The sequence below is a fragment of the Okeania sp. SIO2F5 genome, from assembly GCF_010692685.1.
Lineage (GTDB): Bacteria > Cyanobacteriota > Cyanobacteriia > Cyanobacteriales > Microcoleaceae > Okeania > Okeania hirsuta.
In genome coordinates this window covers 104,349-116,710 of record NZ_JAAHGU010000013.1, presented here as the reverse complement: position 1 = coordinate 116,710, position 12,362 = coordinate 104,349, and the positions used below count along the sequence as shown (strand labels likewise).

At 34.8% G+C, this 12,362-nt stretch carries 7 protein-coding genes and 1 pseudogene; 1 reads left to right on the top strand and 7 read right to left on the bottom strand.

Annotated elements, in window-relative coordinates:
* Positions 1 to 824 precede the first annotated feature (824 nt).
* Positions 825 to 1,784 carry a calcium-binding protein gene (locus F6K27_RS08085; protein WP_287274988.1) on the top strand — a complete coding sequence of 320 codons (960 nt, stop codon included), beginning with the start codon at positions 825 to 827 and terminating at the stop codon, positions 1,782 to 1,784.
* Between the two features lie 50 nt (positions 1,785 to 1,834).
* Here F6K27_RS08085 and F6K27_RS08080 read toward each other — a convergent pair whose 3' ends face one another.
* From F6K27_RS08080 to F6K27_RS08050, 7 genes and pseudogenes are all read right to left on the bottom strand, one after another.
* Positions 1,835 to 3,850: a calcium-binding protein gene (locus F6K27_RS08080; protein ID WP_287274987.1), complete on the bottom strand. Its 2,016-nt coding sequence runs from the start codon at positions 3,848 to 3,850 to the stop codon at positions 1,835 to 1,837.
* A gap of 327 nt (positions 3,851 to 4,177) precedes the next feature.
* On the bottom strand, positions 4,178 to 5,452 hold the full coding sequence (locus F6K27_RS08075; protein ID WP_287274986.1) for a glycosyltransferase family 4 protein: 1,275 nt from the start codon (positions 5,450 to 5,452) through the stop codon (positions 4,178 to 4,180).
* A 506-nt stretch (positions 5,453 to 5,958) separates the two neighbouring features.
* Positions 5,959 to 6,657: a bifunctional 2-polyprenyl-6-hydroxyphenol methylase/3-demethylubiquinol 3-O-methyltransferase UbiG gene (locus F6K27_RS08070; protein ID WP_287274985.1), complete on the bottom strand. Its 699-nt coding sequence runs from the start codon at positions 6,655 to 6,657 to the stop codon at positions 5,959 to 5,961.
* Between the two features lie 32 nt (positions 6,658 to 6,689).
* The gene (locus F6K27_RS08065; RefSeq protein ID WP_287274983.1) at positions 6,690 to 9,125 is read right to left on the bottom strand and encodes a sulfotransferase domain-containing protein; all 2,436 of its coding nucleotides are present in this window, start codon (positions 9,123 to 9,125) and stop codon (positions 6,690 to 6,692) included.
* Positions 9,126 to 9,614: 489 nt separating this feature from the next.
* Complete coding sequence (locus tag F6K27_RS08060; protein ID WP_287274981.1) at positions 9,615 to 10,742, bottom strand: class I SAM-dependent methyltransferase; 1,128 nt, start codon at positions 10,740 to 10,742, stop codon at positions 9,615 to 9,617.
* Positions 10,743 to 11,351: 609 nt separating this feature from the next.
* Positions 11,352 to 11,843, bottom strand: a pseudogene (locus tag F6K27_RS33585) (Rpn family recombination-promoting nuclease/putative transposase).
* A 304-nt stretch (positions 11,844 to 12,147) separates the two neighbouring features.
* Positions 12,148 to 12,354, bottom strand: a complete 207-nt coding sequence (locus F6K27_RS08050) for a glycosyltransferase (RefSeq protein ID WP_287275066.1) — start codon at positions 12,352 to 12,354, stop codon at positions 12,148 to 12,150.
* Positions 12,355 to 12,362: the final 8 nt, after the last annotated feature.

Genomic DNA, 12,362 nt, shown 5'->3' with positions numbered 1-12,362 from the left:
TCTCCTGACTCGGTCCTTCCCCTCCTGGGAGGGGTTAGGGGTGGGTTGACTCCTAAGAAATAGCCTAACTCTTTGTAGCAAATATTTATCAAATTGGTATAAGGGAGTAGGGAGCATTTTTCTACCTTTTTCCCCTATTCTATTTCTGAATTTCCTGACTTCTGACTTTTGACTCCCATGCCAAAAACACATACCGCGTCAAAGATACCATAAGGGTTCTACAAAATTAAATACAGCAATTTTTACAGGTGTAATCGTCTGAATTATTTAGTTATAAAAAAAAATAGTATACTTTATTAGTCTATGTTTGTTTTCTAAAAAAATTAAATTATTAAAAACATAGTGTTTCAGAACTATTTAGGGTTTGCTGAAAAAGTCTTTTAGTAGGGTTAGGATACAGGAGACAGGAGACAGTAGAAATGGGAATGAGCGAGGAGGTAGGAGCTAAGTTTTGTCCCAAGATTGTTCTGCCCAAATCTTGACCAAAATCCGCTCATTTTTGAACCATTACCGCTTAAAAACTCGCACTTTTTGATACTTAAAAAGGCACTTACCTTTATTTATAAAGACTTTTAGATTTAATCAGCAAGCCCTATTTAGTTATCAAAAAAAAATAGTATACTTTATTAGTCTATGTTTATTTTCTAAAAAAATTAAATTATTAAAAACATAGTGTTCCAGAACTATTTAACAGATCAAAATTGACGTATGATTTTTGAATAAGCAGTTGAGCTGCCAGAAAAGTTAGTATTAGTATATTTTTCTACTCCTTACTCCCCTACTCCCTATTCCCTATTCCCTGTTCCCTATTCCCTCTTCCAAAAATGCGAATATTATTTACAATTGCTCATTTCTTTAACCCTGAAGGTAGCGGAAAACATGGTTCTTTACGCAAAGACCCGCAAACACGACGCATAGCATTAACTACCTGTTTAACTGCATTGCGTGCCTTATATGCTAAATCTCAGTACATAATTGATATTAGTAGACATCAAGCAATTCCAGCCAATCAAAATCATGGCCATGATATTGATATTATTGTTTGTACCACTAAAGGTCTTCATTTATTATCTCAAATTCCTTTGCCCTCAAATTTTCTGATGCACCACAGCACTAACGTAGAACCTATGTTACTAGGTTTTGAATGTCAGGAAGTAATGAAATCATGTCTTGGGAAATACGATTATTATTGTTACTTAGAAGATGATTTAATACTACATGATCCATGGTTATTTGTGAAGTTAAATTGGTTTAATCACCACACAGGAAATGGTAATTTACTTCAACCAAATCGTTATGAAATTTCTCCTTTAGGAGCTGTTCCCAAAGCTTATATAGATGGAGATTTAAAACCAGAAATAACAGCTAAATTTCAAAATATTCGAGAGCAATATCAGCTTAAGGGAAAAATCATGGAAAAGGTAATTGCCTTTCATAGAACTCTTAACCCCCACTCTGGTTGTTATTTTTTGAATGCCGAACAGATGAAAAAATGGGCTAGTAAACCTTATTTTTTAGACCGAGATACCAGCTTTATTGGTCCGTTAGAAAGTGCTGCTACTTTAGGAATTATGCGGACTTTTAAAATTTATAAACCTGCTGCTGCTGATGCAAGTTTTCTAGAAATTCAGCATTTTGGCACTACATTTTTGAGTTTAATTGATAATCAAATAACATTGATTCAAGAACAAGCTCCAGCTAAGGAAAAAACTCAGAGTGAAGGTACAAATAAAGTAGAAAAACAAGTCAAAACAGAAACTAATCCAGAAAAAAATGAGGAGTGATTAAAAATCAATCACAACCTCATAATTTTGCTTAATGCTAATAGATTATATTAGATAATAAAGATGTCAGATTGAAGTAGGTTAGGAGTACCATTGAGGCGAGCAATGGTAATAATAGGATTACTATCATCATTTTCCAGATTACCGTTAGGATCGTACTTTAACAGACCTGAACCAGCTAGTTCTGGGTCATCTGATGTGTCATTTGGATCTGTTTTTGGGTTTCGTTCATAGATAATAGTAGGACCGCTAGTTCGAGCAAAGCTATCTTCATAGTTATCACCTGGACCAACACCAGCAAAATCATTAATGCCAATAATTGAGTTTTTGCTGGAATTTTCCAAATTAAATCCATTCAAGTCTAGAAGTATCCGGTCATCAGAAGGATCGAAGTCTACGATCACACTATTTTCAGTGACACCCTCCTCAACGGCAAAATAAGCAAAGCTATCGTTACCTTGACCACCAATTAAGGAGTCCCCTGTACCATTAAGGCCAGCTGCAATATAGTCATCACCAGCACCAGCAAGAATGGTATCAGTTCCTCCACGGCCAAATATAACATCATCCCCTGCACCAGCGCTAATACTATCTCCTAATGAGTCATCTGCAGTACCACCCACAATGGAATCATCACCTGCTCCAGTAATTAAGGTATCTCCTCCATCACCACCACTTAAAGTGTTACTACCTTGAGTATCTTCTATGAAGAATGGTGCTGTACCTCCACCCTGAAATGCTATTACTGTATCGTTACCTTGTGTATTCCCAATTAACTGATCGCTTGTTCCACCAAACTGAATAAAGTCATTACCCGTACCACCATCAAAGAAGTTTGCCACACCAGCGTTGGTACTACCCAAAAGGATATCATTACCTGAACTACCAATCAGAGTAACTTCAATACTACCACCACCCGAAGCATTGGTACTGATGCTTGTAGCATCAATGGTATCGTCACCCTCGCCCCCATCCACACGACTAAAGATACCACTGAGACAATCATTTCCCTGACCACCAATCATAGTATCTGATAAAAAGCCTGATGCTAGAGTATCATTACCGGCACCACCATCTAATCTGTTTTGACCAGCAAAACCGGGAACAGTAACTGCTATACCATTAGTACTAAATTTATCTTCATTTTCTTCGATCAAACCAGTGATAATTAAGTCATCACCTTCACCACCAACCAAGGTATCTCTTGAAGCTTGGCCCCTGATAGTATCGTTGCCAGCTCCGCCATCTAAGGAATTTCTACCATCACCAAATGGCCCTACTGCACCTTGAATAAAGTCATTACCTTCACCACCTATTAGAGTAGACCTTTCTATCGAAGTTAAAGCTATAGCTGTGCTATTAACAGGGGTACCTACAGATTCCTGATTTAGCTGAACTATTACATCATTGCCACGATCTCCACTTAAACGGACTTGGCTACCCAAAGAATATAATGTGTCATTATCTCTACCGCCGTAGATAGTATCGCGATCGCCAAAAGCAACAACTAAATCTTCTTGTCGGTTTGCAGAAATAAAGTTTTGGCCTTGACCTGTGTCACCTGTAAATGTAGGTAAGGTGTCAAAATCAAGTGCCTCTACTACTTCCGGAGCAAAGACACTAATAGTGTCATTATCCCTGCCACCATAAAGACTATCTCTTGTGCCGATAAGTAGGATATCATTACCTTGATTGGCAGAGTACCAGTTATCTCCAATCAGGCCACGGAGAAAGTCATCTCCCTGACCTCCATAAAGGCTAGTACGGGAAACAGCTACTAAGGTATCATTTTCATCATCTCCAAATCCGAAACCAGCAGCAGCTTGGAATTCCAGGGAGTCACTCCCTGCACCACCTTCGAGAGTATCTGGTTGACCAGAGTTGTTAATACCAGAAGGACCCCTAGATACCAGTGTATCGTTTCCATCTCCACCTCTAGCTAGACTGCCACCTAGGGTCGAAGTAAAGATCGTGTCGTCTCCACCAATAGCATTAATCGTATCAGGTGCTATATTACCAGAATCCTCCTGATCGAAGCGATCATCTCCATCAGTTAGCGTTACCATACCGTTTCACTCCTCTACATGGTTTATATCTAAAATATGGACAATTGTTTTGTTTGGCTCAACTACCAACAAATACCAGTAATTTTATATTCGGCTGTAGTTTAACCTGTTTATCTGGAATAAGTCTAGCCTTTTAACTACAAAAATTATCAGCCAAAATTTGGCCTACTATGTGCCTATGGGTTTACCATTATTGACTTTTAAGTACAATCTAGTATTTATACTAAGGCAGCATATTTTTAATGATTGATTATAGTGTTAACATTACCGGAGGACGTGGATTGTTGATTTTAGGTTCCCATATAGTATGGTTGATTTTTAAGGTATCTAGAGTTTAGATGAGGTTAGAGGTTGTTTTTTTTCTATACCTACATCTTTGATTTGTAAGGTGCGGTTAGCAACTTGATGAATTAGTTCTAAATGTTTTGCTAATAAGTTGGAAAGAGCGTATCGCTCTAAAACTGTTTTGCGGGCCTTGGCACGTATTTCTGCCATGCGAGTTGGATGATTCAACACTTCATCAATGCGGTCAGCTATTTGTTTGGGGGAGAAGAAGTCTACTAATAGGCCATTTTTACCATCCTCAATAACTTCCCTCACAGGAGGTGTATCTGAGCCTACAATTAGACAACCTGTGGATAGAGACTCAATCATAGACCATGAAAGAACAAAGGGTCTGGTCAAGTATACATGAACATCAGATGCTTGAATGACTTTTAAGTATAGACCATAGGGCAATGAACCAACGAAGTGAACTCGTGATAAGTCCAAGGGTATTTTTTCTAACATTTCTTGTTTGTAAGTTTTACCATTGGGTAAAGATTTACCGTAGCAAACTCTTTCAGAACCGACTACTACTACATGGCAGTTGGGCCTCCTTTCTTGGAGATAGGCGATCGCTTCTATAAATTCTGGGAATCCCCGATAGGGTTCCATGCCTCGCGCTACATAAGTTACAAGTTCATCAACACCGGACAGGTCTAAATTAGGTAGTACTAATTTTGCCTCTGGATTGGGTTTAAAATAATCAGTATCTACCCCATCGTGGAGTACTGATAGTTTGTTTTGGAGTTCTGTGGGAAATTGTGACCGCTGCCAATATGTGGGGGATAATCCCCAATCACAGGTGTACAAGTCTATGAGTATGGGAGCATTTTTTACTCTTATTCTGGCCATATCATCTACTGTTAAGGGTTCTGCGGGGTCGAAGTCAGCATCAGAACCATGGGAATGATAGAACCATTCAAAGTAGCAAAGAAGTGGGGTGTTCGGAAATGCTTCTTTGACAAATAAGGTGGGTCCCCAGCCAGAGTGGCCACAAATTATATCTGGCACAAACCCCTGTGCTTTGAGTTGTTCTGCGGTTCTAAATACGGCTTGTCCATAAATTACTGCACTTTCTAGGGGACGGACGTAGTGATGGGTTTCTGGACGTGGTTCGCGACTTGGTTTGAATAATGCTTTGTGAACTCCTGGTATTTTCCACTCTGGGCGTTCGTTTTTTGTGCCAAATACAACTTGATTATTAGGATTTGCTCCTAAAGCGGTAATAATATGACGATATTGGGCAGGAAAGTTTGGGTGTAGGAAGAGATATTTCATAAGTTCTAAATTTGTATTATTAATGATTATTTTTTAATGTTTGAATGTAAGCATTTCCTGGGGACTGCTGCGCAAACAGCTATTAGCAGTCAGCTATCAGCAATTAGTAATTATTCATTACTTCTAGGGTTTAGTCAGGGGACGTATGGCAGTAACTTTTTATTTTTTCTCAATTTCAAAGGTTGCTTTTACCTTGCCTAAAATTCATAGCTGATAGTTAATAGCTGACGGCTGTTTGCTTACGTTTAAATAGGGTTTGCTGATTAAATCTTAAAGAATTGACTGATATTGGCTTTAGTCTTTTTATGATGTAAAAAAGTGCCTGGTATTACGTCCAAAACCCTCAAAATTTTAGCATAAAAGGCAGAATAATTGCAGAAAAATAACTCTGACAAATATATTTGACTACCTCCTAATTAAATTCTATTCTCCGTTCCTCCTAACTACTCCCCCACTTCCCTACTCCTCCACTCCCCTACTCCTTAAAAAGACTTTTTCAGCAAACCCTAAATAATGTCTGGTGCCTGGCATATCCATACACAATCTCTAGGAACTGAATTAGTATCTTGATGAATAATTTTGTATTTTAGATGGGATAGAAATTTCTCCATTATTGTATTAGTCATTACTGAGTGAGCGGTTCCGTTTCGTTTTCCCATAAGATTGTTATCCCAATCTTTGAGAAATCTTTGCCAACCTAGATCGCTGAGGGTATTTGTGTGGTGAAATATGCAAATTTTTTCTCCTCGTAATTTGGCGGGTATTTTGGTTAGGTAGTTAAAAATATCTCTGGGTTCTAAATGCACCATTGTGTCGTAACAAAAACAAACATCTGCTGTTTTTGAATCAATTTCATTTAATGTTATTCCATCAAGTTTTAGGTATTTGACTTTGGCTTCGCCGAGTCGATTTTTAGTAGCATTTAACATAGAATTGGAGATATCAGCACATATTAATTTTTGGCAATGTTTGAGCAACAATTCTGCTGTACGTCCTCCACCAATGCCTATTTCTAGTACTGTATGTTTTTCATTGACATATGGTGCTATAAATTTTTGTTCTATTAATTTTTCATATTCTGCTAATGAGTTGGCTGCCCCTGCTGCTTTACCTATCCATTCGTCACCTATATGAGTTAATTCGGGATAATCTTCATGCCATTTTTTTGCATATTCTTCCCAAGAATTTTCATAATCAATAGTCATAGTTATGTCGCTATATTTTGTCAATTTTTTGATTAAAGTTGCCAGTTTAGTTCAATACCTAAATACTTAGTTAATTTTTGATTATATGGTTGAAAATATGTTACTAATTGTTGGTATATTTCATCTCTAGGTTGTGAGTAATTACCAGAATTATATCTAAAATATGTTTCTGAGTGGTATGTAGGTAATTCTAGAAATTGAAATACTTTGTTCATGGTTTCTAGTGGGTGGTTAAATAAGTCTTCACTCAGGAGAATGAGAAATTGTTCCTTGGGAAAAATATTCATCCAATTTTGTAGTTGTTCAATATATTTGCCTCTTGCTAGATATGTATAATGTTGATGATTAAAACTGTAATATGTTCCTGTTTGAATTATTTTTTCAACTTCTCCTTTTAGGCGATTTTGTTCGGCAGCGATCGCTTCTTTCAAAGTTAATTTTTCAGTTCCTAATCTAACTTCGTGATAATAATGAGATATTGCTCTTTCTGCTGGGTTTCTCAACAATATAATTAATTTCATCTGAGGATATATATCAAAAATTCGTTGGGGTACGAGAGGATGGAATAAATAGTAAGGGCTTGATTCTCCTGTAATTATTCCTGGCTCTAATTCGGGAAATTGCGATTGATACCATTTTAAATCCTTATCAAAATTTAAGTCAAAGTAATGAATTTCATGTTGTAAGGATGCTGCAACTAAAGGGTGTTGCACTAAATAGTTATATAAGGAATTAGTACCACATTTCTGAGCGCCAATTATCAGAAAATGTGGCTTTTGATAGTTGATTGGATAGTCGATTTTTTTGTGGAATTTGATACCAATATATTCCTTGAGTTTTTGGTTATAGGGTTGAAAGTATTCTGTTAATTGCTGGTATGTTTTAGAGTTAATGTCAGGTTTTTTTTCTTGATTATGATCGATATAATCATCTATTAATTCTGGCTTCAAATCGAGAAACTTAAATACTTTGTTCATAGTTTCTTGAGGATGATTAAACAAATCTTCACTTTGCAGAATTAAAAATTGTTCTTTTGGGAAAAATTTCATCCAATTTTGTAGTTGCTCGACGTATTTACCGCGAGATAAATATGTGTAGTGTTGATGGTTAAAGCTGTAATATGTTTCTGTTTCTATAATTTTCTCAACTTCTCCTTTTAAACGATTAGATTCTGTAGCGATCGCTTCTGATAAACTTAAAGATTCATAACCTAATTTCACTTCATGGTAGTAGTGATTGATTGCTCTATCTATAGGATTTCTTAGTATGACAATCAACTTTATATTAGGATAAAAATTGTAAACTCTTTGAGGAACAAGAGGATGAAATAAATAGTAAGAACTTGATTCTCCTGTAATTAAATCACTTTCTTCTTCCACTACAAATTGATTTTGATACCAGTTTATTCCTTGATGAAAATTTAGATCGAAAAAATGTAATGATGGTTGTTTAACTGCTGCTACTTTAGGATGTTGAAAAAGATACTTATGTAAGTAATTAACACCACATTGCTGCGCTCCAATTATCAAAAAATTAGGTTTTTTGGATTGTTCTTTTAATTTTTTATGTCGGAGAATACATAAGCAAAAATCACTTTTTAAACCTCCTGGAATTTCCATTAAAATTTTCTCAAATTCCAGTAATAATCTGATTATTGTTTCTCCTTTGGGGTCTTCAGTAACAAATTGATTACTATCTAGTAATTGATATAGTTCGTTAATTAATCCACCACCATAGTGATTCAAAACTTCTATATGAAAGTAGTATTTGATGAATGCCAATATCAATTTTGAACGTACTGCTTCAGATGGGTCTAGTGTAAATACTTCTTCAATACTTGGGCTTTTATATTTTGATACTTTGACAGATTTTAGACTATCATCAAAGCAATTATATATACGATTAATAATATCTAATTGTTGTTGTTCATAAATATTGAAACAATCACCAATATACTCATTTAAGATTACATAACCTTGAGGCTTTAAGCTATTTTTGATTGTGGACAAACAGTGTTCTAATTCTTTCACATGATGCAAAGAACCAAAGCACGTTATTAGGTCATATTTTTTGTTAAGAGTAAAAGTATTAAAATTATCTTGGTATAAATTAATTTTAACTCCGGCTTTTTCTGCATCTCTTCTAGCAATTGCTAATGCTGATTCAGAAAAATCAAAGGCATCAATATTCTTAGCTAAACCCAACTTAGCCATTAGTATTTCGTGATTACCAACGCCACAACCAATAGACAATAAACTATCAAATTTTCTGCCAGCAAAAAAATCTTCTATCAACCAAGCTAGCCAATATTTTTCTGTTTCGCCACCAGATATTCTTTTATTAATAGCTTTTTCAATAATCAAATTAGATACCCACTGATTACTATTTACTAAAGCTGCTTTTGGATTTGTTTGCCAATATTTTTGGGCTTGATTCTGATGCTGATGATTGAAACTCTTTTCTGACATATAAAAATTTTCTTTTAATTGTGAAATATTATATAGCAGGGAATATTGATATTATGCATTTTAATAACAATCAAATCCTCATATAGCAATTCCCAAGAAGCGTGAGGTTATTTCAGTTATCAGTTATCAGTTATCAGTACCTCTACAATAAGGAGGCTTGAAATCTGAAATATTCTCTTTTTTTATCTCCTTAAAAGGCTATCCATTACCAAATAATTAATAATTAAATAGGGCTTACCGATCAAATATAAAAGTATTTATATATAAAGGTTTGAGTATTTTTAGGCTCGAATTGCAGTGCCTCTGTTTCAGTTGAAAACGCTCAAAAAGCTAGTATTTTAGGCGTATAGTTGGGCAGAAAAATCATTCTTACAATTCTTACTCCTACCTCCTCGCTCCCGACCCATTTCTCCGTCTCCCCCTCCTGGGAGGGGTTAGGGGTGGGTTTTCTCCTGTCTCCTGTCTCCTACCTCAGCAAAAAGACTTTATTCAGCTTTCTGTGGTTTTTTTACCCTCAAAAAATACTCCTGCTGCTAAAATTTCTCTACCCTTTTCTCCTAATACAATATCTAAATTATCACCTTCTTGTACTAAAAAAGCGTGCCAATCTTCTAAACGTTCTTGCCATTCTTGTTGTTGAATATAAGGCCAGACAGTTTGAATAAACATCATCATACTATAGGATGGATAATGATGGGGAAAAATACCACTATTGATTTCTTCAAAGTCTGACAAAATTTGCCGTAAACCATGAATTGTCATATTAAAATAATGGCTGGGGTCAGCGTGAAGTGGTTGTAAAAATGCAGTATCAATAAATATTAAACCTCCTGGTTTTAAGATGCGATAAAGTTCTTTTGCGGTAAAAAATGGATTAGGTAAATGTTCAAAAACTGCATGACTAATTATGCCATCAAAGCAGTTATCTGAAAATGGTAATTTTAATGTTGAGCAGACGACATCTGTATATTGATATTGCTGCACATCTAAGTAACAAATATTTGGCTTTAGATATTCTTTTTGAGTGTTACCTGCGCCAAAATCTAAAACTATTCCATTTTCTCCAATTTTATTTAATACTGTTAAAATTCCTTCTGAGTAAGGATGGGTAGTTTCTGTTTCTGTGAGTTTAATAAATGGTAAATCTCCTGGTTGCAAAATATGAGGAGTATTGCTTCTTATCCATATAGGGCAATTTTTTTTATTACATGGTGCAGCTATATTTCCACATTGGGGGCAAATTAATAGTTTTTGTAGGTTGAAAATTTTCTGTCGTTGAGGTTGGTTAGGGATATTTCCAATAATTTTAAATTGATTTTGAAATAATAATATTTTTTCTCTTCCATCGGCAAATATTTCTATTTTTATATCTGTCTCTGGTTTAATATTTTTTGGCAGTAAAAGCTCTCCCCCAAAACCACTATGACTAGCATATTTTTTTTCTGGAAAAGCAGCAGCTACATCTGGTCGATATCCACCATGTAAAAGGGAGGCATAAGGTTTTCCATTTAGATAAATACTTAGTTGAATATTGAAATTATTTTCAGAAATGTACCAACCATAAAATTTAGTTAAGTAATGTATTTCTGTGCTTTTAGGAAAATCTAGATTAAACATTATTTATTTTCATAATTTGCCAGTTTTAAGACCAATTTTTCATACTTTAACTACAAATTTTGACTTAAAAATTACCAAATAATAAAGATTTAAAGGCTCTCCTTTAAAGTAGAAAAGCGGTCAAGGGATGGCTAGATATCCCCCCCATATCCAATCGATCAAGAGAAAATAAAAAATTTTTCTTTTAGTCAATTTTCTTCTTTTCAAGGAAAGGTAATTGTTAATTATTAATTTTAGAATGCTTTGTTTTCTCTATCATTGGTTTCTCAAGTTTTGAACTTCTTCTAAACTTAAACCTGTATTTTGACTAACACTTTTTGCATCTAAAAATTCTAGTAATCGTTTGGCAATTTCGATTTTAGCTTCTCGATTACCTTGCTCAATTCCTTGTTTTATGGCTCTTTTTATAGCATTTTTTTTTTCGGCGATATAAGTTTCCCGTGCCTCTAAATTTTCAAATTATTCTCTAGTCAAACCAGCTTGATTAGCAACTTCAAATGCTTTATGAATTTCTGGAACTTCCCTCATTTTTTCTGGCACAGAATCTAAACTATTCGCACTTTTGAGAAAATACAGCCATTTATCAGTAATTGTTGTTAATTATGAGATTTATTTAGTAAATTTGGGCAATTCCACAAAGACTAATTCAATATCATAAACAGGATAGTCTATTAAGTAATCTTTTTCTTTGAGCAGAAAGTGAGAAATTGTTTTATCTAACCCAGAGAACATTTCAAAATCTGTAATAGTCAAGCCAATAACAGGATTTAGCAAAGTGTAATCTTCTCCTGAATTTAACTGAGTAGAATAAGTTTTAGCTGCATTATATAAAATCTGCTTTTCAAATCCTTCTAAGTTTAAAACTTGCATTTAAATAATTACAGTTTTTTCACCAGTAATTTTGGCTTTAACATCTAAATAAGTATCTTTTAAACCTCGAATTTTAGGTACGAGATAGGGGTTGAGGATTTGTAGGTCTTTGATAGTAGGATTACTGTCATAGAGGATGCTGTTTAGGAAACTAATTAAAATGTCTTTACTTTGTTCGGAACCAAATATTTTCTTGAAGGCAAAATCTGTTTTGGGATTAATAAAAATCATTGGTTTGACCTCTTGAGGGAGTAGGGGAGTAGGGGAGTAAGGGAGTAAGGGAGTAGGGGAGTAGGGGAGTAGGGGAGTAGGGGGGTAAAATTAAGCTTTAATACCCTTATTTTTCTAGAAAAATAAGAGTCTAAAAAAGTGTTTAATGACTCCATAACCAAAGTCAAGAGTAACACAAAATTGGAAATTATTAGTAACATTAAACTCACTAATTAATCCGTACATCTGTGCCATAATTCCTGTGTGCTAATTTGTCTAAAGAAAAGTATGCTTCTCTGAATATTTGACCATAAGTTTCTGTCATTTATGCAAAGGTATTTAATGACTCCAATACATATTTAGAATTATCTGCGAGTCGATGACGTAATGCTTCATCTGTCAACAAAGATGTCAAAACATTTGCTAATTCTTCTGGGTTATCGGGAGTATAGAATAAACCATTAATATTTGGTTTTACTTGTTCCACAATGCTAAATAATGGAGTAGTAACTATGGATAAATTATCGGCTATTGCTTCTC

Excerpts from the sequence above, each read along its gene's own strand:
- F6K27_RS08075 (WP_287274986.1), bottom strand. The coding sequence starts at position 5,452 with ATGAAATATCTCTTCCTACACCCAAACTTTCCTGCCCAATATCGTCAT.
- F6K27_RS08065 (WP_287274983.1), bottom strand. The coding sequence starts at position 9,125 with ATGTCAGAAAAGAGTTTCAATCATCAGCATCAGAATCAAGCCCAAAAA.
- F6K27_RS08080 (WP_287274987.1), bottom strand. The coding sequence starts at position 3,850 with ATGGTAACGCTAACTGATGGAGATGATCGCTTCGATCAGGAGGATTCT.
- F6K27_RS08060 (WP_287274981.1), bottom strand. The coding sequence starts at position 10,742 with ATGTTTAATCTAGATTTTCCTAAAAGCACAGAAATACATTACTTAACT.
- F6K27_RS08070 (WP_287274985.1), bottom strand. The coding sequence starts at position 6,657 with ATGACTATTGATTATGAAAATTCTTGGGAAGAATATGCAAAAAAATGG.
- F6K27_RS08085 (WP_287274988.1), top strand. The coding sequence starts at position 825 with ATGCGAATATTATTTACAATTGCTCATTTCTTTAACCCTGAAGGTAGC.